Origin of the sequence: Micromonospora sp. LHW51205, assembly GCF_003315815.1 — a bacterium.
Taxonomy (GTDB): Bacteria; Actinomycetota; Actinomycetes; order Mycobacteriales; family Micromonosporaceae; genus Micromonospora; species Micromonospora chalcea.
The window spans coordinates 39,470-62,938 of the sequence record NZ_QMEZ01000012.1; the positions used below are offsets into that span (position 1 = coordinate 39,470).

The following is a 23,469-nucleotide window of genomic DNA, read 5'->3' on the forward strand; positions in this document are numbered from 1 at the left end:
ACGTTCGACCGCGTGAGCATCGCGGTCGGTGACGCTCGGAGGTGGGCCGGAATGCTGGCGCGGCAGCGGCAGACGGCGATCCTGGAACGACTGCGTCTCGCCGGCGGCGTCCGGGTCACCGAACTGGCCGCCGAGTTCGGCGTGTCCGACATGACCATCCGCCGCGACCTGGACACGCTGCACGAGCAGGGCCTGCTCGCCAAGGTGCACGGCGGCGCGACGCCCGCCGGTCCCGGCTCGACCGACGAGCCCGGCTTCCGCGCCAAGGCCGACCGCCAGTCCGCCGAGAAGGCGGCGATCGCCGACCACGCCGCAGGGCTGGTCCGGCCCGGCGCCGCCATCGCGCTCTCCGCCGGCACCACCACCGCCGAGCTGGCCCGGCGACTTGTCGACGTGCCCGGCCTCACGGTGGTCACCAACTCGCTGCCGGTGGCGGAGGCTCTGCACGTCGGCGGCCGGCCCGACCAGACAGTGGTGCTCACCGGCGGGGTACGCACGCCGTCGGACGCGCTCGTCGGGCCGCTCGCCGTGGCCGCGATCGCCGCGCTCCACCTGGACGTGCTCTTTCTCGGCGTGCACGGCATCAGCGAACGGGCCGGGTTCACCACGCCCAATCTGATGGAGGCGGACACGAACCGGGCGCTCGTGTCCGCCGCGGACCGGCTCGTGGTGCTGGCCGACCACACCAAGTGGGGCACCGTCGGCATCTCGTCGATAGTGCCGCTGGACGCGGCGGACGTGCTGGTCACCGACGACCGGTTGACGCCCGAGGCACGACGGGTACTCGACGACAGGGTGGGCGAGCTGGTGACGGTGCCCGCGCAGAGGGGGGCGCAGTGAAGCGTACGCAGATCGCGCTGGCCGACGGCCGCGAGCTGATCTACTTCGACGAGCGGGACGACGCGGTCCGGGACCAGCCGGACCGGCGGGACCTGCCCCCTCCCCCGCCCGCCTCGCAGCTGCGGTACGACCCGCTGACCGACGAGTGGGTGGCGGTCGCGGTGCACCGGCAGACCCGCACGTTCCTGCCCCCGGCCGACCAGTGCCCGCTGTGCCCGTCCCGAGGTGACCGGCACAGCGAGATCCCGGCGCCCGACTACGACGTCGTCGTGTTCGAGAACCGGTTCCCGTCGTTGAGCCAGCGGGTCGCAGACGAACCGGCCGAGATCACGCCGTTCACCCCGGTACGGCCCGGCCTCGGCAGGTGCGAGGTGGTCTGCTTCACCGACGACCACAACGCCTCGTTCGCCCGGCTCCCCCCGCATCGGGTGCGGACCGTGCTGGACGCGCTCGCCGACCGCACCGAAGCGCTGGGCGCGCTGCCCGGCGTGGAGCAGGTCTTCCCGTTCGAGAACCGGGGCGTGGAGATCGGGGTGACGCTTCACCACCCGCACGGGCAGATCTACGCGTACCCGTTCGTCACGCCGCGCACCCGCGACATGCTGGCCGCCGCCCGGCGGCACGCCGAGCGCACCGGCGGCAACCTGTACGCCGACGTGCTGGCCGCCGAACGCGCCTCCGGGGAACGGGTGGTGACGAGCAACGAGCACTGGACCGCGTACGTCCCGGCGGCGGCGCGCTGGCCGTTCGAGGTGCACGTGGCGCCGCACCGGCCGGTGCCGGACATCCCGGCGCTCGACGACGCCGAGCGGGACGCGTTCGGGCCGCTATACCTGGACCTGCTACGTCGCTTCGACGGGCTGTTCGACCTGCCGATGCCGTACATCGCGGCCTGGCACCAGGCGCCGGTACGGATCGACAGGGAGCTGGGCCACCTGCACCTGCAGCTGTTCAGCATCCGGCGGGCCAAGGACAAGCTGAAGTACCTGGCCGGGTCGGAGTCCGGCATGGGGGTGTTCATCAACGACATCGCCCCCGAGCGAGCCGCCGAGCTGCTGCGCGCCGCATGAAAGGAAGGGCCCCTTGTTAACGCCTGCGGTAGAGAAAGGGCCCCTTCTTAACAACCGCAGCCCGGGCACGGGGGCGCGGGGGGCCCGGGACAGGACCCCCCGCAGGGAAGGGACGGCTGGCTGCGCTCAGCAGCCTCGAAGGTCGGCCGGCCGGCGCGCGGCGACGGCCCACCTTCACGGACGCGACTGGCATCTCGTCCACCCTGTCAACGAGAACGCACCGAGCGAGGTCACGCCGCCCCGACGGCCCTGAGGTGTTAAAAAGGGCCCCTTCTACAACGCGAGGCGTTAAGAAGGGGCCCTTCCTTACACGTCAGGCGGCGAGCCGGCGCGCCAGGTTCTCGTCGAGCGCGTTCATGAACTCGTCGGTGGTCAGCCACGGGGCGTCCCGCGAGATGAGCAGCGCGAGGTCCTTGGTCATCTGGCCGCCCTCGACGGTGTCCACGATGACCTTCTCCAGCGTGTTCGCGAACTCGGTGACCGCCGGGGTGCCGTCCAGCTTGCCCCGGTGGGCCAGGCCCCGGGTCCAGGCGTAGATCGAGGCGATCGGGTTGGTCGAGGTCTTCTCGCCCTTCTGGTACTGCCGGTAGTGCCGGGTGACGGTGCCGTGGGCGGCCTCGGCCTCGACGGTGCGGCCGTCCGGGGAGAGCAGCACCGAGGTCATCAGGCCGAGCGAGCCGAAGCCCTGCGCGACGGTGTCGGACTGCACGTCACCGTCGTAGTTCTTGCAGGCCCAGACGTACCCGCCCTCCCACTTGAGCGCGGCGGCGACCATGTCGTCGATCAGCCGGTGCTCGTAGGTGAGGCCGGCGGCCTCGAACTCGGCCTTGAACTCGTTCTCGAACACCTCGGCGAAGATGTCCTTGAACCGGCCGTCGTACGCCTTGAGGATGGTGTTCTTGGTGGACATGTAGACCGGGTAGTTGCGGTCCAGGCCGTACCGGAACGAGGCGCGGGCGAAGTCCCGGATCGACTCGTCGTAGTTGTACATGCCCATGGCGATGCCGCCGCCGGGGAAGTTGGCGACCTCCATCTCCATCGGGGTGCCGCCGTCGGCCGGGGTGTAGGTGATGGTCACCGTGCCCGGGCCGGGGACGACGAAGTCGGTGGCCTTGTACTGGTCGCCGTGCGCGTGCCGGCCGATGATGATCGGCTTGGTCCAGCCCGGGACGAGCCGCGGCACGTTCGACATGATGATCGGCTCGCGGAAGACCACGCCGCCGAGGATGTTGCGGATGGTGCCGTTCGGCGACCGCCACATCTTCTTCAGGCCGAACTCCTCCACCCGGGCCTCGTCCGGGGTGATGGTGGCGCACTTGACGCCGACGCCGTGCTCCTTGATGGCGTTGGCGGCGTCGACGGTGACCTGGTCGTCGGTGGCGTCACGGTGCTGGATCGACAGGTCGTAGTAGTGCAGGTCGACGTCGAGGTAGGGCAGGATCAGCTGCTCCCGGATCTGCTTCCAGATGATCCGGGTCATCTCGTCGCCGTCGATCTCCACGACCGGGTTGTTTACCTTGATCTTCGCCATCGGCCGGCGCTCCTCTCGGGGGACACGTGCTCAAGCAGTACGAGCGTACTGGAAACTGGCCGGCAGTCCCCAGGCGGCCCGGGTGGGCCGCCGGAAAAGCGGGCTGCGCCGTACCGCGACCCGCTGGCATCATCGTGCGATGCCGCGCAGCCGCACCCTCGGGTCTATCACGGTCACCGCGCTGTCCGACGGCGAGGGGCCCTTCTTCCAGCCCCGCGGCGAGGCGTTTCCCGGCGCCACCCAGGCGCACTGGGCGGCTGCCGACCGGCTCGACCCGGGCGCCGTCACCGCCGACGGCCGGTGGTGGCTGCGGTTCCGCGCGTTCGCGGTGCGGACCGGCGACGGGCCGGTCACGCTCGTCGACGCCGGCATCGGCCCGGCCGACTCGCTCGCCGCGAGCTGGGCGCCGGTCCCCGGCCGGCTGCCGGCCGAGCTGGCCGCCGCCGGGATCGATCCGGCCGACGTCCGCACCGTGGTCCTCACCCACCTGCACACCGACCACGTGGGCTGGGCCGGCGCGCTGTTCCCGAACGCGGACCACCTGGTACAGCGCGCCGAGCTGGACGCGCTGGAGCTGTTCCACCCGGAACTGCCGGCCCGGCTCCTGGGGCCGTTGCGCGCCGCCGGCCGCCTGCGGGTGGTCGACGGCGAGACGCCCCTCACCCCGGGGGTACGGCTGCTGCACACCCCAGGCCACACGCCGGGTCACCAGTCGGTGCTCATCGAGGCGGACGACGAGCGCCTCCTGATCACCGGCGACCTGCTCGTGCACGCGATCCAGTTGGTCGCCCCGGAGCTGGCGTACGCCCACGAGGTGGACCCGGACGAAGCCCGCCACTCCCGCACGACCCTGCTGGCAACCCTCTCCCCCGCCACCCTGGCCACTCCCCACCTGACCGCTCCCTTCACCCCCCACCCCCGACCGGGTCGATCATGAGGTTGGCGGCGGAATTGGAGATCGAATACGCCGTCAACTTCATGATCGACGGGGAGAGCGGGGAGAACTGGGAGAGACGCGGGCGGGACAGCGGAAGGCCCGCCGGCGGAAGCCGGCGGGCCTTCTGCGCAGTTGGTCGGGCTCACATGCTGGCGACGTCGCCCTGCTTGGCGCGGACGGCCTCGGCGGCCTCCTTCAGCGCGGCCAGCTCGTCGGCGTCCAGGTCGGTCTCGACGACCCGCTTCACGCCCTCGGCACCGATCTCGGCCTCGACGCCCAGGTAGACGCCGGAGATGCCGTACTCGCCGTCGACCCAGGCGCAGACCGGCATGACCTCGCCGGAGTCCTCGGCCACTGCCTTCGCCATCCGGGCCGCGGCGGCGGACGGGGCGTAGTACGCCGAACCGGTCTTGAGCAGCGCGACGACCTCGGCGCCACCGTTGCGGGTCTTGACGACCAGCTCCTCGATCTGCTCGGCCGGCATGACGTCACGCAGCGGCTTGCCGTTCACGGTGCTCTTGGACGGCACCGGGACCATCGTGTCGCCGTGCGAGCCGAGCGTCAGGGTCCGTACCGCCTTCACCGGTACGCTCAGCGCCTCGGCGACGAAGTTGGTGAAGCGGGCGGTGTCCAGCATGCCGGCCTGGCCGAGCACCCGGTTGCGCGGGAACTGGGTGGCGAGCTGGGCCAGCGCGGTCATCTCGTCGAGCGGGTTGGACACCACGATGACGACGGCGTTCGGCGCGTACTTGGCGACGTTCTCGGAGACCTGCCGGACGATCTTGGCGTTGGTCTCCAGCAGGTCCATCCGGCTCATGCCCGGCTTGCGCGGCAGGCCGGCGGTGATGACGACCACGTCCGAGCCCTCGATGGCGTCGTAGCCCTCGCCGTTCGGGCCGGTGGTGACGCCGACAACCTTGGTCTCGAAGCCCTCGACCGCGCGGGACTGGTTGAGGTCGAGCGCGAGACCCGCCGGCTTGCCCTCCACGATGTCGGTGATCACGACGGTGTCGAAGACGTCGTACTCGGCCAGGCGCTGTGCGGTGGTCGAGCCGTAGAAGCCGGCGCCGACGACAGTGACCTTCTTACCCATGGTCGTCCCACTCCCTGATCCCAGTCGGTTTTCCGGACCGTATCAGCCATCCTGGCACCGATCGGGCCAGGGGCGGACGGTTATGACCTGGGTGGGTGTCAGCCCGCCCGCTCGGCCCGTTCGACCACGTTGGTGAGCAGCATCGCCCGGGTCATCGGACCGACGCCGCCGGGCATCGGCACGAGCTTGCCGGCGACCTCGGCGACCTCCGGGTCGACGTCGCCGGTGTAGCGGCCCTTGCCGTCGTCGCCGATCACGCGCGTGATGCCGACGTCGACCACTGTCGCGCCCGGGTTGACCATGTCGGCGGTGAGCAAACCCGGTACGCCGGCGGCGACGATGACGACGTCGGCGGCGCGGGTGTGCGCGGCGAGGTCGAGCGTGCCGGTGTGGCAGAGCGTCACCGTGGCGTTCTCGCTGCGCCGGGTCAGCAGCAGGCCCAGCGGACGGCCGACCGTGTTGCCCCGGCCGACGACGGCCACGTTCGCGCCGCGCAGCGGCACGTCGTGGCGGCGCAGCAGCTCCACGATGCCGCGCGGGGTGCAGGGCAGCGGAGCGTCGTACCCGAGGACGAGCCGGCCCAGGTTGACCGGGTGCAGCCCGTCGGCGTCCTTGTCCGGGTCGATCGACTCCAGCGCGCGCTGGGTGTCGAGGTGCCCGGGGAGCGGGAGCTGGACGATGTAGCCGTGGCAGGCCGGGTCGGCGTTCAGCTCGGCCAGAGCCGCGTCGAGCTGCTCCTGGGTGGCGTCCGCGGGCAGCGTGACCCGCAGCGAGGCGATGCCGACCTCGGCGCAGTCGCGGTGCTTGCCGTTGACGTACGCCTGGGAGCCGGGGTCCTCCCCGACCAGCACCGTGCCGAGGCCGGGGGTGATGCCGCGTTCCGCGAGCGCCTTGACCCGGGCCCGTAGCTCGTCCTTGATCTCCGCCGCGGTGGCCTTGCCGTCCAGGATCGTCGCCGTCACGTCGTGATCGTCTCACGCCCGCTGGCGGGCCCGGACGACGACGGCCGACGATCACGCTGCGCAACGTGCGCTAAGTCACGGAGAGTCACCAATCACGGTGACGCCGCAGCCCGGTCACACCCGGACGGGCAGGGACCGGACAGCGGGAACAGCCGTCGCAGACCGCCCGGCCACGCGCGGACCGGAACAGAGGCAACCAGGAAAGAACCAGGCAGGAGCGAGGTTTAGCACGCGCGAGCGGCAACGACAAGACAGGGCGAACACGATCCGTCATCGATCAACCACGCGCCAGTTGTCGATGGGCCGAACCGCGACCTACCGTTACCGCTCGTTGCGCAGAGTCACCCAACGTCGGGACGACCGCGCAGCGTGAGGAGATGAGGAGACCCCATGCGTGTTCGTAGGCTCGCGGCCTGGGCCGCGCTCCCGCTCGCGGTGACGCTCGGCCTGACGGCCTGCGGCTCGGGCGGCGGCAGCGGCGGTGCCGGCAACCCCGACGCGGCCGTGCGGATCGAGATCGCCGAGCCGCAGCACCTGGTGCCCACAAACACCAACGAGACGAGCGGCTCCCAGGTCCTGTCGGCCCTGTTCAGCCCGCTCGTCGACTACGACGAGGCGAACAAGCCGCACGAGGTGGCGGCGGACTCGGTGACGACGTCGGACAACAAGGTCTGGACGATCAAGCTGAAGCCCGGCTACACGTTCCACAACGGCGAGAAGGTCACCGCCGACAACTACATCGACGCCTGGAACTACGGCGCGTACGCCCCGAACGGCCAGAACTCCAGCTACTTCTTCGAGAAGGTGGCCGGCTACGACGACCTCCAGGGCGAGACGCCGAAGGCGAAGACGCTCAGCGGCCTGCAGAAGGTCGACGACCTGACCTTCACCGTGACGCTCAACGAGCCGTACGTGGACTTCAAGTCGATGCTCGGCTACACCGCCTTCTACCCGCTGCCCGAGGCGGCCTTCTCCGCGCCGGGCGTGCTGGCCGAGGGCTACGAGCAGGCCCCGATCGGTCAGGGCCCGTTCAAGATGAAGGGCAGCTGGCAGCACGACGCCAAGGTCGAGGTGGAGCGCTACGACGCCTTCCCGGGCCAGCAGCCCAAGGTCGCCGGTGTCGAGTTCCGCATCTACCAGCAGCCGACCGCCGCGTACGCGGACGTGCTGTCGGACAACCTCGACGTGATCAAGACGATCCCGACCGAGAACCTGTCCACCGCCGCGACCGACCTGGGCGACCGCTACCAGGAGAGCCCGGCCTCCTCGCTGCAGGTGCTGGCCTTCCCGACGTTCCAGGAGGAGTTCAGCAAGCCCGAGGTGCGCAAGGCCATCTCGATGGCGATCGACCGGGACGAGATCACCAAGTCGATCTTCAAGGACTCGCAGCGGCCGGCCCGCTCGTTCGTCTCGCCGGTGGTCGCCGGCTACCGGGAGAACACCATCGGCACCGCGGGCGCGTTCGACCCGGTCAAGGCCAAGGCCATGTACGAGGCCGCGGGCGGCCCGAAGAAGATCGAGCTGTCCTACAACGGCGACGGCGGCCACAAGGACTGGATCGACGCCACCTGTAACCAGCTCAAGGCCAACCTGGGCGTGGACTGCGTCGGCACCGCCGAGCCGAAGTTCGCGGACCTGCTGACCAAGGTCAAGAAGAAGCAGCCGGTCGGCCTGTTCCGGATGGGCTGGGTCATGGACTACCCGTCCATGGAGAACTACCTCGGCCCGCTGTACAGCAGCACCGGCTCGTCGAACTACTACGGCTACAGCAACCCGGAGTTCGACAAGCTGCTCGCCGAGGGCGCCCGCGCGGCGACCGAGGACGAGGCGATCAAGAAGTACCAGGCGGCGGAGGACCTGCTCGCGCAGGACATGCCGGTGATCCCGCTACGGTACGGGCAGAACAACTTCGGCCACTCGACCAAGGTCAAGAACGTCCACGTGGACCTCTTCGACCGGGTGGACCTGCTGAAGATCGAACTCGCCTGACACCCTGCTGACGGGCCGGGCCACCCCCACCGGGTGGCCCGGCCCTGGCATTGGCCCGCATTTGCGCCGTTTTCGGCAGACTTGCCAGCATGCTCCGCTTCATCCTGCGGCGACTCCTGCAGATGCTCCTCGCCTTCTTCGGGACCACTCTGATCGTCTACGCGCTGATGTTCGCCGGGCAGGGCGACCCGATCCAGGCCCTCGCCGGGGAGCGGCCGGTGACCCCCGCGCAGCGGGCCTACCTGACCGAGAAGTACCACCTGGACGCGACAGGGGTCGGCGGCTTCTTCTACCGCTACTTCAACTACCTCGGCGGTCTGGTCCAGGGTGACCTCGGGCAGTCGCTGACCGGGCGGCAGATCAGCGACATCCTCGCCGCCGCCTGGCCGGTCACCCTCAAGCTGGCGGTGATCGCGATGGCGGTCACGGTGATCTTCGGAGTCACCGCCGGCGTGATCGCGGCCATCCGCCGCTCCGGCGTGTTCGACCACGCCACGCTCGTGCTCACGCTGCTGGTGCTCGGCATACCCACCATCGTGCTCGCGCCGCTGGCGCAGTACTTCCTCGGCGTACGCTGGCCGATCTTCCCGCCCACCGCCGGAGCGCAACCCTCCTTCTACGCGCTGCTGCTGCCCGGCATCGTGCTCGGCTCGCTGTCCCTGGCCACCGCGCTGCGGCTGACCCGTACCTCGGTGACCGAGAACCTGCGCGCCGACTACGTCCGCACCGCCCGCTCGAAGGGCCTGCGGCGACGCCGCATCGTCGGCGTGCACGTGCTGCGCAACTCGCTCATCCCGGTGATCACCTTCCTCGGCGTCGAGCTGGGCAACCTGATGGGCGGCGCGATCATCACCGAGGGCGTGTTCAACGTGCCCGGCGTCGGCTTCAACCTGTTCCGCGGCATCCGCACCGAGGACGGCCCCCTGGTGGTCGGCATCGTCAGCGTGCTCGTCGTGGTCTACCTGCTCTCCAACCTGGTGGTGGACGTGCTCTACGCCGTCCTCGACCCGAGGATCCGCTATGAGTGACTTCGAGACGGTGGCGGCCACCGAGAACCAGGCGGCGCGGCGCGGCGTCTCCGGCGAACCGGGCACGCCCGGCCGGGCCGGGCGCCCCGACCGGGCCCGCAGCCTGGCCGGGGACGCGTGGCGGGACCTGCGCCGCAACCCGGTCTTCTGGATCAGCCTGCTCCTGGTGGTGCTCGTCGCCGCGATGGCGGTGGCCCCCGGGCTGTTCGCCGCGAACGACCCGCGCGACTGCGTGCTCTCCCGCCAGCACGCCGGGCCGTCCGGCGGGGCCATCTTCGGGTACGACTTCCAGGGCTGCGACACGTTCGCCCGCGCGGTCTACGGCGCCCGCGCCTCACTGCTGGTGGGGGCGCTCTCCGCGCTGATCACCGGCGTGATCGCGCTCGTCGTCGGGATGCTCGCCGGCTACTTCGGCGGCTGGGTCGACGCGGTGCTCTCCCGGGTGATCGACATCGTGCTCGGCATCCCGCTGCTGCTGGCCGCGATCGTGCTGCTCAAGCGGGTCAGCACCAGCGGCGACACGGTACGGCTGTTCGCGGTGATCTTCGTGCTGGCGCTGCTCGGGTGGACCACAGCGGCCCGGGTGGTCCGCTCCTCGGTGATCACCGCCCGGGAGCAGGACTACGTGGCCGCAGCCCGGATGCTGGGGGCCGGCAACGGCCGGATCATGTGGCGGCACATCCTGCCGAACGCGCTCGCCCCGGCCATCGTGGTGCTCACCATCGCGCTCGGCTCGTTCATCGCGGCCGAGGCGACGCTGAGCTTCCTCGGCATCGGCCTGAAGGCGCCGACCATCTCCTGGGGCATCGACATCGACGCCGGGCGGGTGCACATGCGCGAGTCGGCGACACCGCTGATCGTGCCGTCGGCCTTCCTCGCCCTGACCGTGCTCGCTTTCATCATGCTCGGCGACGCGATCCGCGACGCCTTCGACCCGAAGCTGCGGTGACAACCCATGACCCAGTCGTCGGCCCGGCCCACGCCGGCCTCGCCCACCCCGCCGGGCGGGCACCTGCTGGAGGTACGGGACCTGCACGTCGAGTTCCGCACCCGCGAGGGCGTGGCCCGGGTCATCAACGGGGTGACGTACCACCTGGACGCCGGGGAGACGCTCGCGGTGCTCGGCGAGTCCGGCTCCGGCAAGTCCGTCACCGCCCAGGCGATCATGGGCATCCTGGACACCCCGCCCGCGTACGTGCGCGGCGGGCAGATCCTCTACCAGGGGCGGGACCTGCTGACCCGGCCGGAGGAGGAACGCCGTCAGATCCGGGGCACCGAGATCGCGATGATCTTCCAGGACGCGCTGTCGGCGTTGAACCCGGTCTTCCCGGTCGGCTGGCAGATCGGCGAGTCGCTGCGCGAGCGGGCCGGGATGTCCCGGGCCGACGCGCGCAGGCGCACGATCGAGCTGATGGACCTGGTCCGGATCCCGGCCGCGGCGAAGCGGCTCGGCGACTACCCGCACCAGTTCTCCGGCGGCATGCGCCAGCGGGTCATGATCGCCATGGCGCTGGCTCTCGACCCGAAGGTGCTGATCGCCGACGAGCCGACCACCGCGCTGGACGTGACGGTGCAGGCGCAGATCATGGACCTCCTGGCCGACCTGCGCCGCGACCTCGGCACGGCGCTCATCCTGATCACCCACGACCTGGGCGTGGTCGCCGGTGTCGCGGACCGGATCGCGGTCATGTACGCGGGCCGCATCGTCGAGCACGCCGACGTGCACGCGCTGTACCGGGCGCCGGCCCACCCGTACACGAAGGGGTTGCTGGAGTCGATCCCGCGCCTGGACGTGCGCGGCCAGGAGCTGTCGAGCATCCGCGGCCTGCCGCCGAACCTGATGGCGATCCCCTCCGGCTGCCCGTTCCACCCCCGGTGCCCGTACGTCCAGCAGGTCTGTGTGGACGAGGTGCCGCACGACCTGGTGCTCGGCGACGGGCGGACCAGCGCGTGCCACTTCGCGCAGGAGGTGCACGATGACAGCGCCGGCTGACGCCACGAAGGTGCGCGGCGAGACCATCCTCTCCGTCGACCACCTGGTCAAGCACTTCCCGATCAGCCAGGGCGTGCTGTTCAAGAAGACCATCGGCCAGGTCAAGGCGGTCGACGGCGTCTCCTTCGAGCTGCGGCGCGGTGAGACGCTCGGCGTGGTCGGCGAGTCCGGCTGCGGCAAGTCCACGTTGGCCCGGCTGCTGATGCGCCTGGAGACGCCCACCGCCGGGCGGGTCACGCTGGAGGGCCGCGACCTGCTGCGGGCCGGCGGGGCGGACCTGCGCCGGCTGCGCCGCAACATGCAGATGGTGATGCAGGACCCGTACACCTCGCTCAACCCGCGGATGACTGTCGGCGACATCGTCGGCGAGCCGTTCGAGATCCACCCGGAGGTGGCGCCGAAGCGCAGCCGGCGGCAGCGGGTGCAGGAGCTGCTGGACGTGGTCGGGCTCAACCCGGAACACGTCAACCGGTACCCGCACCAGTTCTCCGGCGGCCAGCGGCAACGCATCGGCATCGCCCGGGCGCTCGCGCTGCGGCCCGAGATCATCGTCTGCGACGAGCCGGTGTCGGCGCTCGACGTCTCCATCCAGGCCCAGGTGATCAACCTGCTGGAGCAGCTCCAGGACGAGTTCGGGCTGTCGTACATCTTCATCGCCCACGACCTGTCGGTGGTGCGGCACATCTCCGACCGGGTCGCGGTGATGTACCTGGGCCGGATCGTCGAGATCGGCACCGAGGAGCAGATCTACCAGCGGGCCACCCACCCGTACACCCAGGCGCTGCTGTCGGCGGTCCCGGTGCCCGATCCGGAGGCCCGCGACCGGCAGACCATCATCCGGCTCAGCGGCGACGTGCCCAGCCCGGCCGACCCGCCGTCCGGCTGCCACTTCCGGACCCGCTGCTGGAAGGCCGAGGAGGTCTGCGCGGTCCAGGACCCGCAGACCGTGCCCCGGGCGGCGGACCCGCACCCCAGCGCCTGCCACTTCGCCGAGGTCCGCACCGACGTGTGAGCGTGACGAAGGCCCCGTCCCCCGGAGGAAGAGGGGGCGGGGCCTCCGCTGCGGCGGGTTGGGCGTGGACCCGGGGCGATCCCGGCGGCGTTGAGGCGCGCCGCCGTACGTGATCGGTGTCCCGCGACGGAACCGCCGGGTCGACGCGGCGGTCCGGTGCGGCTCGGGTGAGGTGTCCCGGCGTGCGGGTCCCGGGTCCGGCGTGGCTCAGGCGGCCGGCGGGGCGCGCGCGGCGAGCGGGCCGCGCGGCGGCAGCGGCACGACCGGCGGCCGGGGCGCGGGCACGACGGGTTCCGGCACGGCCGGACCGGCCACGCGCTGGAGCGCGGCCGGGGCCAGGTCGTCCGGTCCGTCGGCGTAGCCGAGGCCGCCGCCGTGGTCGTGCCACGGCCCGGCGGCAAGCTCCGACCAGGAGATTCCGGGGTACGCGGTACGCAGCGCGACCGGGCTCGTTCCGGCGGACGGCGCGGCGGCGAGCGTTCCGGCAGGCGGCGCGGCGGCGGGCGTATCGGCGGGCGGCGCGGCGGCGAGCGCGGCAACGATCGGGGCGGGGGCCGGTGCGACGGCGGGCGCGGCGGCCGATCCCAGTCCGGCCAGGACGAAGGCCAGCGTGACGACGACGGCGGTCAACCGGTCGCGAACGCGCATGGCACACCTGCCGGTCTCACGGGCGGCGGAGACGGTCGATCGTCGCCGCGCACACGCTAGCAACCGGTTCCGGCGGCGGGCAACGGCCCGGCGTCCGGGTGCGTCCGTCGGGTGGACGACCGACGCACCCGGGCGACTACGGCCTGGTCAGTGGAAGAAGTGCCGCGTCCCGGTCAGGTACATGGTGACGCCGGCCGCCTTGCAGGCCGCGATGGTCTCCTCGTCCCGGATCGAGCCGCCCGGCTGGACGATCGCCCGTACCCCGGCGTCGATGAGGATCTGCGGGCCGTCGGCGAACGGGAAGAACGCGTCGGAGGCGCAGACCGAGCCGCGGGCCCGCTCGTCGCCGGCGCGGCTGACCGCCAGCCGCGCCGAGTCCACCCGGTTGACCTGACCCATGCCGACGCCGACGGTGGCGCCGTCGCGGGCCAGCAGGATCGCGTTGCTCTTGACCGCGCGGACCGCCCGCCAGGCGAACGCCAGGTCGCGCAGCGTCGCGGAGTCGGCCGGGTCGCCGGTGGCCAGCGTCCAGCCGGACGGGTCGTCGCCGGGCGCGTCGACGGCGTCCCGCGACTGCACCAGCACGCCGCCGCTGACCTGCCGCCACTCGGCGGGCCGCACAGCGAACTCGGGCGCCCGCAGCAGGCGGAGGTTCTTCTTGGCCCGCAGCAGCTCCAGCGCGTCCTCGTCGAAGCCGGGCGCCACCAGCACCTCGGTGAAGATCTCCGCGACCTGGCCGGCCATCGCCGCGTCGACCGGCCGGTTCACCGCGATCACCCCGCCGAACGCGGAGACCGGATCGCAGGCGTGCGCCTTGCGGTGCGCCTCGGCCACGTCCGCGCCGACCGCGATGCCACACGGGTTGGCGTGCTTGATGATCGCCACCGCCGGCTGGTCCGGGAAGTCGTTGGCGGCCCGCCAGGCGGCGTCCGCGTCGACGTAGTTGTTGTAGGACATCTCCTTGCCGTGCAGCTGCTCGGCCTGGGCCAGCCCGGCCGGCGCGCCCGGATCGGTGTAGAGCGCCGCCGCCTGGTGCGGGTTCTCGCCGTACCGCAGCACGGCCTGGCGGCGCAGCGCCAGCCCGGCGAACTGCGGCCAGCCGTCCTCGGCCGGCGCCACGGTGGTGGCGAACCAGTCGGCCACCGCCACGTCGTAGTCGGCGATGTCGGCGAAGGCCCGGGCGGCGAGCGCCCGGCGCTGGGCGATCGTGAAACCGCCGTCGGCGAGCGCGGCCACCACCGCCGGGTACGCGGCCGGGTCGGTCACCACCGCGACCGAGGCGTGGTTCTTCGCCGCGGCCCGCACCATCGCCGGGCCGCCGATGTCGATCTGCTCGACACACTCTTCGGTGTCGGCGCCGGAGGCGACGGTGGCCTGGAACGGGTAGAGGTTGGAGACCAGCAGGTCGATGCCGGCGATGCCGTGCTCGTCGAGCTGGGCGGCGTGCGCGTCCTTGCGCAGGTCGGCGAGGAGACCACCGTGGATCTTCGGGTGCAGCGTCTTGACCCGCCCGTCGAGGATCTCCGGGAAGCCGGTGACCTGCTCGACCGGCGTGACCGGCACCCCGGCGCCGGAGATCGTCGACGCGGTGCTCCCGGTCGACACGATCTCCACGCCGGCCTCGTGCAGGGCGCGGGCCAGCTCGGCCAGGCCGGTCTTGTCGTAGACGCTGACCAGCGCGCGCCGGATCGGGCGGCGGCCGGCGTCCTCAGTGGCGTTCACGGGATGGTGACCTTTCTTCCGGTGATCGTCCAGCCTTCACGGACCAGGCGGCCGACCTGCTCGACGAGCTGGCGCCGCTCGGCGGACTTGATGCGCTCGGTGAGCGTGTCCTCGTCGTCGCCGTCGAGCACCGGCACGGCGACCTGGGCCACGATCGGCCCGGTGTCCATCCCGGCGTCGACGAAGAACAGCGTGGCCCCGGTGACCTTCACGCCGTACGCCAGCGCGTCACGGGGGCCGTGGATGCCGGGGAACGCCGGCAGCAGCGTGTTGTGCGTGTTGAGGTAGCGGTCGCCGAACGCGGCCAGGAACTCCGGCCCGACCAGCTTGAGGAACCCGGCGCTGATGACCAGGTCCGGCCGGTGCTCGGCGACCCGCGCGGTGAGCGCCTTGTCCCAGTCGGCGCGGGTGGGGTGGTCCTTGAGCCGCTCGACGAAGGACGGCACGCCGGCGGCGGCGGCCCGGTCCAGGCCGGCGATCCCGTCCCGGTCGGCGCCGACGGCGACGACCCGGGCGCCGAAGCCGGGGTCGGCGGTGGCGTCCAGCAGCGCCTGGAGGTTGCTGCCGGAACCGGAGACGAGGACGACGAGGCGGGCGACGGACGCGGGCTCGGTCACGCGGCAACCCTATCGGGCAGGTCAGGCGCCCCGGCCTCGGGGCGGCGGCTCAACGGTTGACCTCCCGGGTGGCGTGCTCGCGGTACGCTGCCGGTCGCCCGGTGTCCGGCCTCGCGCCCGGCCCGCACCCCCACGAAGAATCCGGCACGCCGCGTGCCGTCGGACCGAGGAGTACGTCGCATGCAGCCCGGATACCCCCCGCAGCAGCCGCAGCAGATCGACAACAACATGACGATGTCCATCGTCGCGATCTTCCTGTTCTGGCCGCTCGCGATCCCGGCCATCATCAACGCGTCGAAGGTCAACCCGCTGATCCAGCAGGGCGACTACGCCGGCGCCCAGGCTGCCGCCGCCGAGTCCAAGAAGTGGTCCAAGTGGGCCCTCATCGCCGGCCTGGCCTGGATCGCCATCATCGTGGTGGGATGTTGCCTCCTCGGCGGCCTGGCTGGTATCGCCGGCAACAGCGGCAGCAACTGACGCACAACCGAACCGAACCTGAGGAGCACCCAGACATGCAGCCCGGTTACCCCGGCCAGGACCCGTACGGCCAGCAGCCGAACCAGGACCCGACCGCTCAGCCGAACGACCCGTACGCCCAGCCGCCGCAGGCCCCGCAGTACGGCCAGCAGCCCCAGTACGGCCAGCAGCCGACGTCGGGCCAGCCGTACGGCCAGCCCACCTCGGGTCAGCCCGCCTACGGCCAGGACCCGTACGCGCAGCAGCAGCCGCCGTACGGTGCCGCGCCGCAGTACCCGACCGCCGGCTACCCGGCCGGCCCGGCGCAGGGTCAGGGCCAGAACAACACCATGGGCCTGGCCGGCATGATCGTCGGCATCGCCTCGATCGTGCTCGGCCTGTGCTGCCCGCTGCTGGGTGTCCCGGCCGGCATCGTGGCGGTCGTCCTCGGCGTGCTCGGCCAGAAGAAGGTCCAGGCGGGCGAGGCCAGCAACGCCGGCCAGGCGCGGGCCGCCCTGATCTGCGGCGCCGTCGGCGTGGTCGTCGGCATCGTCAGCGCCATCGCGGGCGCTGCGATCAACATGAACAACTTCGGCGCCTGACCGTCGTTCGAACGAGGGGCGTCCGGCAACCGCCGGGCGCCCCTCGCGCGTCTCTCTCCCCGCGCGGCGCCGGACGGATCAGCGGGGCGCCGGGGTGGCGCGGGGCGGGGGTGCCGGACGCGCCGGGCGGGTCAGGGTGCGGGTGGCGGCCGCGCCGAGTACCGCGCCCACCGCGATCACCAGGGTGGCCACCACCGCCACCGGCCAGGGCGACGGGCCGACCTCGGCCAGCCGCCCGCCGCCGAGCGGCCCGCCGGAGACCGCCGCGACCAGCCCCAGCAGCACGCCGGCCACCGGTCCGGCGAGCGCGGCCGGCCCGAGCAGCGCCGGCCAGGCCACATCGGCCCGTTCCTCGGCGGCCGCCCGGATCAGCCGCCGGGCCAGGAGCCAGCCGGCCGCCATCGCGGCCAGCACCGGCACCGCGAGCAGCGCGGCGCCGAGCCCGTCCATCGGGCCGCGCGGCAGGCCGGCCAGCAACGGTACGGCCGGCAGCGCGCCGACCGACACCTCACTCGTGCGGACGGCGGTGTCGGTGCCGACGGCGAACCCGGGACCGAGCAGGTAGCTGGCCGACCAGGCGATGGCGTTCGGCGCGTACGCGAGGCTGACCAGGGTGATGCCGGCCTGACCGGCCACCCCGGTCCGGTAGGCGCCGATCATGTCGGCCGCGTCGCCGCCGCCGGTGGCCACCGCCAGTCCGGCCGCCCCCGCGCCCGCGCCGAGCAGCAGCAGCGCCGCGACCAGGCCGGTACGCAGGCCGTCGCGCAGCGGCGGTGGGCAGCGCGCGGTCAGCAGCGCCCAGACGCCTGTGGTGCGCAGCGCCCCGACCAGGGCGGCCGGCACGCCGAACGCGGCGAACGTGAGCGCGGCGGTGACCGGGGAGACCCGCAGCCCGCCCGCGTCGACGGCGAACGCGGCGAGCGCGCCGAGCAGCGCGTACGCGATCCCGACGGCGGCCGCGACGGTGAGCGCCTGGCGGGGCGAGCCGGCCCCGCGCGCGCCGACGGCCCGGCTGACGTGCACGCCGGCGCGGGTGAGCCGCCAGACGGCGAGCGCGCTCAGCGCGAGCGGGATCAGGCCCAGCGGCCCGGCTGTGGTCTGCAGCGGCACGCCGTGCCCGAGCAGCCAGCCGGCCAGGCCGGCGCGCAGCGCGCCACCGAGCGAGCCGGCGTCCTCGCTGAGCTGGGCGAGGCCCAGCACGACGGAGACCGGCAGCCACGAGGTCAGGGCGGCCCAGAGCGCCGCCACCCCGGCCGCGACGGGCAACGGCGCCCGGCTGCGCGGCTCCTCGCCCGAGCGCGGCGCGGGCACCCGCGCGGCCGGGCGGGCGCGGCCGGGTGGCCGTTCCCCGGCTCGGGGACCGGAAGCCGGACGGCGTGGCTGGTCAGGGGTGACACGTGACATCGGGTCTACTCTGGCACGCCGCGGGAAGGACGGCAGTCCGATACCGGGTCGGCAGCGCGGCGAGTTCGCCGAACCCCCGCCTCAGCGGTGGTGATCCGGTCTAGCCTCGGCCTCAGACGCGACCATTCCCGTCGCGGCGCCTACCGTTCGGAGGAAGCCGTGCACGCTCCGTATCCGCCACCACCGCCGCCGCCGGCCGTCGGCCGGGACCGGACCACGCTCTGGGGCGTCCTCGGCATCGTCTTCGGCCTGTTCTGCTGCGGCATCCTGGGCATCGTCTTCGGCGCGCTGTCGATCCGCGACGCGCGGCGCAACGGCAAGTCGCAGCTGCTCGGCTGGCTGGCCATCGCGTTCGGTGTGATCAACATCGTCGCCAGCGCCATCGTGCGGGCCCGGGGCAACTCGTACTACCCGTACTGGTACCGCTGAACGCGAGGGGGCCGGCCGGTTCCCCGGTCGGCCCCCTCGGCGCGTGGTACGGCCGCTCAGCGGCCGGACATGAGCTCCCGCATCAGGTTGGCGGTCTCGGTCGGGGTCTTGCCGACCTTGACGCCCACCGCCTCCAGCGCCGCCTTCTTGGCGTCGGCGGTGCCCGCCGAGCCCGAGATGATCGCGCCGGCGTGACCCATGGTCTTGCCGGGCGGGGCGGTGAAGCCGGCGATGTAGCCGACCACCGGCTTGGTGACGTTGGCCTTGATGAACTCGGCCGCCCGCTCCTCGGCGTCGCCGCCGATCTCACCGATCATGACGATCGCGTCGGTCTCCGGGTCCGCCTCGAAGGCGGCCAGGGCGTCGATGTGGGTGGTGCCGATGATCGGGTCACCGCCGATGCCGACGCAGGTGGAGAAGCCGATGTCGCGCAGCTCGTACATCATCTGGTAGGTCAGCGTGCCGCTCTTGCTGACCAGGCCGATGCGGCCGGAGCCGGTGATGTCGGCCGGGATGATGCCGGCGTTGGACGCGCCCGGCGAGGCGATGCCCGGGCAGTTCGGGCCGATGATCCGGGTGCGCTCGCCCTTGGACTTGTTGTACGCCCAGAACGCGGCGGTGTCGTGCACCGGCACGCCCTCGGTGATCACCACGGCCAGGTCGATGCCGGCGTCGATCGCCTCGACCACGGCGGCCTTGGTGAACTGCGGCGGCACGAAGATGACTGTGACGTCCGCGCCGGTGGACTTCATCGCGTCCGCGACGGACGCGAAGACGGGCAGCTCGGTGCCGTCGAAGTCGACGGTGGTGCCGGCCTTGCGCGGGTTCACGCCGCCGACCACGTTGGTGCCGGCGGCGAGCATCCGCCGGGTGTGCTTGGAACCCTCGGAACCGGTCATCCCCTGCACGATGACCTTGGAGTCCTTGGTCAGCCAGATAGCCATTGTCAGACCCCCGCAGCTGCCAGCTCGGCGGCCCGCTCGGCCGCGCCGTCCATGGTGTCGACCCGCTGGATCAGCGGGTTGGCCGCGCCGTCGAGGATCGCCCGACCGGCCTCGGCGTTGTTGCCGTCGAGACGGACGACGAGCGGCTTGGTGGCCTTCTCGCCGCGCTGCTCCAGCAGCGCCAGCGCCTGCACGATGCCGTTGGCGACCGCGTCGCACGCGGTGATGCCGCCGAAGACGTTGACGAAGACGCTCTTGACCGACGGGTCGGACAGGACGATCTCCAGGCCGTTCGCCATCACCTCGGCGCTCGCGCCGCCGCCGATGTCGAGGAAGTTGGCCGGCTTGACGCCGCCGTGCCGCTCGCCCGCGTACGCGACCACGTCGAGCGTGGACATGACCAGGCCCGCGCCGTTGCCGATGATGCCGACCTCGCCGTCGAGCTTGACGTAGTTGAGGTCCTTGGCCTTGGCGGCCTGCTCCAGCGGGTCCACCGACGCCTGGTCGACCAGGGCCTCGTGGTCCGGGTGCCGGAACGCGGCGTTCTCGTCCAGCGTGACCTTGGCGTCCAGGAGCAGCAGCTTGCCGTCCTTGGTGGTGGCCAGCGGGTTCACCTCGACGAGCGTGGCGTCCTCGGCGACGAACGCCTGCCACAGCTTCACCGCGACGTCGACGACCTGGTCGGCGACCTCGGCCGGGAAGCCGGCCGCGGTGACGATCTCCCGGGCCTTCGCCTCGTCGACGCCGGTGTTGGCGTCGATCGGAGCCTTGACGACCTTCTCGGGCGTCTCGGCGGCGACCTGCTCGATGTCCATGCCGCCGGCCACGCTGGCGATGCAGAGGAAGGTGCGGTTCGCCCGGTCGAGCAGGTAAGAGAAGTAGTACTCCTCGGCCACGTCCGCGGTCACGGTGATCATGACCTTGTGGACGGTGTGACCCTTGATGTCCATGCCGAGGATGTCGGTGGCCCGGGCCACCGTCTCCTCCGCGCCCTCGGCCAGCTTCACGCCGCCGGCCTTGCCGCGGCCACCGACCTTCACCTGCGCCTTGACGACCACCCGACCGCCGAGGCGTTCGGCGATCGCGCGGGCCTCCTCCGGGGTAGTGGCGACGCCGCCGGCGAGCACGGGCAAGCCGTGCCGCTCGAACAGGTCCCGCCCCTGGTACTCGTACAGGTCCACGTTTGCGCGTCCCGTCCCGTCTCCGCGGCGCGCCGTCGCGCCGCCACCAGCGTTGGAAAATCAGTTTGACGCCTGTCATCAGAAGAGACAGGCCATTTGCCGCAGCCTAACGAGATGGGAACCGGCGGCAACCGAGCGGGTGCGGGGTGTGCGGTAATGCACAGCCCTCTTCGGCCGGCACCGGTTTCCGGCGGCGCCGGCACGCGGCGGCGGCCGCGGTTGTCAGCCGTCCGGGGGATGTGCCGGACCGGGCGTAACCGCCGGTCGGGGGCGTCGTTGAGTGTGATGTCGGAGCGCTGGTCAAGCGCGACGACGGGAGCGGCCGATGCCCTGTCGGTCGAGGGGTGGCGGCGGGGCATCGTGCATAGAGGGGCCGGGCGTGTGAGGGGTGCGTCCGGCCCCTCCCCCGTGCCCGGAGCCGCAAATGCGGCGGGTCAGCCGACCGGCTGGGCCACGTTCTCCCGCACCCATTCGACGATCGACCCGGTGGTCGCGCCGGGGGTGAAGATCTTCGCGACGCCGAGCCGCTCCAGCTCCGGCAGGTCGGCCTCGGGGATGATCCCGCCGCCGAACACCACGATGTCGGTGGCCTCGCGCTCGGCGAGCAGTTCAAGTACGCGCTTGAACAGCGTCATGTGCGCGCCGGAGAGCACGGACAGGCCGACCGCGTCCGCGTCCTCCTGGATGGCGGTCTCCACGATCTGCTCGGGCGTCTGGTGCAGGCCGGTGTAGATGACCTCCATGCCCGCGTCGCGCAGGGCACGCGCGACGACCTTCGCGCCCCGGTCGTGGCCGTCCAGGCCGGGCTTCGCGACGACGACCCGGATACGAGAGCTCATCTGCGCACACCTTTCACCAGGACACTGACCTGAACGAACGGTAACCCGGCGGAGCGGGGGGCGGAAAGCGGGGCCCGGACCGTCCCACGCCCGGGCTACCCTCCTACCGCTCAGGCGCGGACGCGGAAAGCCGGACACCTCCGCCGATCGGTCACTGTCCGCGACGAATGGACAGTCGGAGGCCCATCCGACCGGCGGCACGAGACATGACAAGCCAGGATGGAAACGGACATAACGAATCGCCAGTTCGGCGCTTCGGCTTGTGACAGGAGTGGCAGTTGGCTAACGTGTCCACGGTTGTCATCAGGTCCACGGACGGGTGACGACGCGACACCGGAGGTTCCACCGAGCTTCACCGAACGGTCCGGAGTCGCATCGGATCCCCGACAACGGAGGGTGTGCGTGCGCCAGCGCCTGTCGTCTGAGCCCGATCGCTATCGCGGCCGCCGTCGCGTACCCACCCCCCCGCGGAGCCGCTACGCGGCGGTGGTCACCACCGCGTTCGTCGGCGCCGGCATCGTCGCCATCGGCGCGAACGCCCTTCCTGACGCCAAGAGCGTCAACCCCTCGGTCCTCGACGAGCTCCGGCAGGCCTCGGTCGCCAGCCAGGACGCGGCGGCCCGTGCCGACAGCGCCGACCGCGCGTCCCGGTCCGACCGCACCGACAGCAAGATCACCGAGCAGGACCCGTGGCTCCTGCCGCTGCACGGCTACGACTTCAAGTCCCCCTACGGCATGCGCTGGGGCAAGCTGCACACCGGCATCGACCTGGTTGCGCCGGAGGGCACGCCGTACAAGGCGGTCCACGCCGGGACGGTCACCAAGGCGGGCTGGTTCGGCGGCTACGGCTACGCGGTGATCGTGAAGCACTCCGACGGCACCGAGGCCATCTACGGCCACTCCTCCGCCGTGTCGGTCAAGGAGGGCCAGGAGGTGAAGGCCGGCGACCAGCTCGGCCTGGTCGGCAACACCGGCCACTCCTACGGCTCCCACCTGCACCTGGAGATCCATGTCAAGGGCCAGCCGCAGGACCCGGTGGCGTTCCTCAAGGAGCGAGGAGTGGACATCCAGCTCGAAATCGAAGCGATTTACGGCGACGTAGCCGCCTCCTGACGCTCAGTACGCCCCGTCACCGCCCGGATCACACGATCCGGGCGGTTTCGTTTGGCGGAAGTCTGCCACGTCACACCCGCCGGTGTGAGCGGGACCACATCGGTAGGTGATCGTCTTCGCCGATGAACCGCCCGTCCGGTCCGCAACCGGGCACGCCGCGACGGCCCGCAGCCACCGCTCCGGCCACCCGATACCCGCCACCACCTGCGCCGACACCAGTATTTCGTGGTCACGTGCCCCTCGACTGGTGAAGGATCCCGTGCAGCACAGCAGCCCCACCCCGGACAACGCTCCCGCCCGGCACCGGCGTCCGCGCCGCGCCCGGCGCACCGCATACGTGGTCACCGGCGCGGTGGCCCTGCTCGGCCTCGGCATCGGCGGCGTGGTCACCGTCGCCGACCGGTCCGCGCCGACACCGGCCGCCGTCGACCTCGGCGTACAGGCCCGCGTCGACGACGCGGCCCGCGCCGACCGCTCGGCCCGCGAACCGATCACCCCGTCCGCCGTCCCGGCCAGCCCCGCGCCGAGCCCGAGCGCGACCACCCCGGCGCCGAAGAAGACGGCCACCGCCAAGCCCAAGCCGAAGAAGACCGTGGCGAAGAAGGCGGTGGCGAAGAAGCCGACCTGGGTCATCCCGATGAAGGGCGCGGACATCACGTCCTGCTACGGGCCCCGCTGGGGCACCCAGCACGCCGGCATCGACTTCGCCATGCCGGCCGGCACCCCGATCCACGCCGCCGCGGCGGGCACCGTGGTCAAGGCCGGCGACGTGGGCGACGGCTACGGCATCTCGGTCTTCATCGACCACCACAACGGCTACCTGACCCACTACGCCCACCAGAGCCGGCTCGCCGTCGCCGTGGGCGACAAGGTCACCGCCGGTCAGGTCATCGGCTACGAAGGCTCCACCGGCGACTCCACCGGCCCGCACCTGCACTTCGAGGTGCACCAGGGCGCCATGTGGAACCAGATCGACCCGGCGCCGTTCCTGCGCGCGCGGGGCATCGACGTGGCCTGCTGACCGCGCCACGACAGGGGCAGGGCCCGGTCCGGCCACGA

The 23,469-nt window shown here is 72.0% G+C and carries 23 protein-coding genes; 13 read left to right on the top strand and 10 right to left on the bottom strand.

From position 1 onward, the window contains the following. Positions 1–51 precede the first annotated feature (51 nt). Together DQE82_RS29030 and galT are read left to right on the top strand one after the other, a co-directional pair. Complete coding sequence (locus DQE82_RS29030) at positions 52–840, top strand: DeoR/GlpR family DNA-binding transcription regulator (RefSeq protein WP_113974751.1); 789 nt, start codon at positions 52–54, stop codon at positions 838–840. Then, positions 837–1,910 (top strand): galactose-1-phosphate uridylyltransferase, encoded by a 1,074-nt coding sequence (gene galT, locus DQE82_RS29035; RefSeq protein ID WP_113974752.1) that lies wholly within the window; start codon positions 837–839, stop codon positions 1,908–1,910. Before DQE82_RS29030 ends, galT begins: the two co-directional genes overlap by 4 nt. A gap of 313 nt (positions 1,911–2,223) precedes the next feature. On the opposite strand, the gene DQE82_RS29040 is transcribed toward galT, so the two are convergent. Next, positions 2,224–3,441 carry an NADP-dependent isocitrate dehydrogenase gene (locus tag DQE82_RS29040; protein WP_043328372.1) on the bottom strand — a complete coding sequence of 406 codons (1,218 nt, stop codon included), beginning with the start codon at positions 3,439–3,441 and terminating at the stop codon, positions 2,224–2,226. 139 nt (positions 3,442–3,580) lie between these two features. Between DQE82_RS29040 and DQE82_RS29045 the strand changes: the two genes are divergently transcribed. Continuing rightward, positions 3,581–4,378 (top strand): MBL fold metallo-hydrolase, encoded by a 798-nt coding sequence (locus DQE82_RS29045; RefSeq protein WP_113974753.1) that lies wholly within the window; start codon positions 3,581–3,583, stop codon positions 4,376–4,378. Positions 4,379–4,520: 142 nt separating this feature from the next. Here the strand turns inward: DQE82_RS29045 and DQE82_RS29050 are convergent, their stop codons facing one another. Then, the gene (locus DQE82_RS29050) at positions 4,521–5,471 is read right to left on the bottom strand and encodes a malate dehydrogenase (RefSeq protein ID WP_113974754.1); all 951 of its coding nucleotides are present in this window, start codon (positions 5,469–5,471) and stop codon (positions 4,521–4,523) included. Positions 5,472–5,569: 98 nt separating this feature from the next. After that, positions 5,570–6,433, bottom strand: coding sequence for a bifunctional methylenetetrahydrofolate dehydrogenase/methenyltetrahydrofolate cyclohydrolase (locus tag DQE82_RS29055; RefSeq protein ID WP_043328369.1), 864 nt, complete (start codon positions 6,431–6,433; stop codon positions 5,570–5,572). A gap of 390 nt (positions 6,434–6,823) precedes the next feature. On the opposite strand from DQE82_RS29055, the gene DQE82_RS29060 reads away from it, so the two are divergent. From DQE82_RS29060 to DQE82_RS29080, 5 genes are all read left to right on the top strand, one after another. Further along, positions 6,824–8,422: an ABC transporter substrate-binding protein gene (locus tag DQE82_RS29060; protein ID WP_043328368.1), complete on the top strand. Its 1,599-nt coding sequence runs from the start codon at positions 6,824–6,826 to the stop codon at positions 8,420–8,422. A gap of 89 nt (positions 8,423–8,511) precedes the next feature. Next, positions 8,512–9,450: an ABC transporter permease gene (locus DQE82_RS29065; protein WP_113974755.1), complete on the top strand. Its 939-nt coding sequence runs from the start codon at positions 8,512–8,514 to the stop codon at positions 9,448–9,450. Continuing rightward, positions 9,443–10,399 carry an ABC transporter permease gene (locus tag DQE82_RS29070; protein WP_030501500.1) on the top strand — a complete coding sequence of 319 codons (957 nt, stop codon included), beginning with the start codon at positions 9,443–9,445 and terminating at the stop codon, positions 10,397–10,399. The genes DQE82_RS29065 and DQE82_RS29070 overlap by 8 nt, the downstream gene beginning before the upstream one ends. A 6-nt stretch (positions 10,400–10,405) precedes the next feature. Beyond that, positions 10,406–11,443 (top strand): ABC transporter ATP-binding protein, encoded by a 1,038-nt coding sequence (locus DQE82_RS29075; RefSeq protein WP_064446559.1) that lies wholly within the window; start codon positions 10,406–10,408, stop codon positions 11,441–11,443. Beyond that, positions 11,427–12,455, top strand: a complete 1,029-nt coding sequence (locus tag DQE82_RS29080; RefSeq protein ID WP_104114344.1) for an ABC transporter ATP-binding protein — start codon at positions 11,427–11,429, stop codon at positions 12,453–12,455. Before DQE82_RS29075 ends, DQE82_RS29080 begins: the two co-directional genes overlap by 17 nt. A 207-nt stretch (positions 12,456–12,662) precedes the next feature. Here the strand turns inward: DQE82_RS29080 and DQE82_RS29085 are convergent, their stop codons facing one another. From DQE82_RS29085 to purN, 3 genes are all read right to left on the bottom strand, one after another. Next, on the bottom strand, positions 12,663–13,103 hold the full coding sequence (locus DQE82_RS29085; protein WP_064446561.1) for a hypothetical protein: 441 nt from the start codon (positions 13,101–13,103) through the stop codon (positions 12,663–12,665). Positions 13,104–13,250: 147 nt separating this feature from the next. Then, positions 13,251–14,825 (bottom strand): bifunctional phosphoribosylaminoimidazolecarboxamide formyltransferase/IMP cyclohydrolase, encoded by a 1,575-nt coding sequence (gene purH, locus DQE82_RS29090; RefSeq protein ID WP_113974756.1) that lies wholly within the window; start codon positions 14,823–14,825, stop codon positions 13,251–13,253. Beyond that, on the bottom strand, positions 14,822–15,442 hold the full coding sequence (purN, locus tag DQE82_RS29095) for a phosphoribosylglycinamide formyltransferase (RefSeq protein WP_064446563.1): 621 nt from the start codon (positions 15,440–15,442) through the stop codon (positions 14,822–14,824). Before purN ends, purH begins: the two co-directional genes overlap by 4 nt. Before the next feature lie 180 nt (positions 15,443–15,622). On the opposite strand from purN, the gene DQE82_RS29100 reads away from it, so the two are divergent. Beyond that, positions 15,623–15,919: a CD225/dispanin family protein gene (locus DQE82_RS29100; protein ID WP_043328361.1), complete on the top strand. Its 297-nt coding sequence runs from the start codon at positions 15,623–15,625 to the stop codon at positions 15,917–15,919. A gap of 35 nt (positions 15,920–15,954) precedes the next feature. Further along, complete coding sequence (locus tag DQE82_RS29105; protein WP_043328360.1) at positions 15,955–16,500, top strand: DUF4190 domain-containing protein; 546 nt, start codon at positions 15,955–15,957, stop codon at positions 16,498–16,500. 78 nt (positions 16,501–16,578) lie between these two features. Here DQE82_RS29105 and DQE82_RS29110 read toward each other — a convergent pair whose 3' ends face one another. After that, entirely contained in the window at positions 16,579–17,904 is a 1,326-nt protein-coding gene (locus DQE82_RS29110; RefSeq protein ID WP_043328359.1) for a DUF6350 family protein, read from the bottom strand. Positions 17,905–18,063: 159 nt separating this feature from the next. On the opposite strand from DQE82_RS29110, the gene DQE82_RS29115 reads away from it, so the two are divergent. After that, positions 18,064–18,333, top strand: coding sequence for a hypothetical protein (locus tag DQE82_RS29115; RefSeq protein ID WP_043328358.1), 270 nt, complete (start codon positions 18,064–18,066; stop codon positions 18,331–18,333). A gap of 56 nt (positions 18,334–18,389) precedes the next feature. Here the strand turns inward: DQE82_RS29115 and sucD are convergent, their stop codons facing one another. The 3 genes from sucD to DQE82_RS29130 form a co-directional block, all read right to left on the bottom strand. Further along, on the bottom strand, positions 18,390–19,277 hold the full coding sequence (sucD, locus tag DQE82_RS29120) for a succinate--CoA ligase subunit alpha (RefSeq protein WP_030501510.1): 888 nt from the start codon (positions 19,275–19,277) through the stop codon (positions 18,390–18,392). A 2-nt stretch (positions 19,278–19,279) separates the two neighbouring features. Continuing rightward, the gene (gene sucC / locus DQE82_RS29125) at positions 19,280–20,458 is read right to left on the bottom strand and encodes an ADP-forming succinate--CoA ligase subunit beta (protein ID WP_043328357.1); all 1,179 of its coding nucleotides are present in this window, start codon (positions 20,456–20,458) and stop codon (positions 19,280–19,282) included. A gap of 434 nt (positions 20,459–20,892) precedes the next feature. After that, on the bottom strand, positions 20,893–21,297 hold the full coding sequence (locus DQE82_RS29130; protein WP_030501512.1) for a cobalamin B12-binding domain-containing protein: 405 nt from the start codon (positions 21,295–21,297) through the stop codon (positions 20,893–20,895). Between the two features lie 402 nt (positions 21,298–21,699). Between DQE82_RS29130 and DQE82_RS29135 the strand changes: the two genes are divergently transcribed. Both DQE82_RS29135 and DQE82_RS29140 read left to right on the top strand, forming a co-directional pair. After that, a complete protein-coding gene (locus DQE82_RS29135; protein WP_043328356.1) occupies positions 21,700–22,410 on the top strand; it encodes a M23 family metallopeptidase in 711 nt (236 codons plus the stop codon). Between the two features lie 259 nt (positions 22,411–22,669). Next, positions 22,670–23,431: a M23 family metallopeptidase gene (locus DQE82_RS29140; protein WP_176722804.1), complete on the top strand. Its 762-nt coding sequence runs from the start codon at positions 22,670–22,672 to the stop codon at positions 23,429–23,431. Positions 23,432–23,469 lie beyond the last annotated feature (38 nt).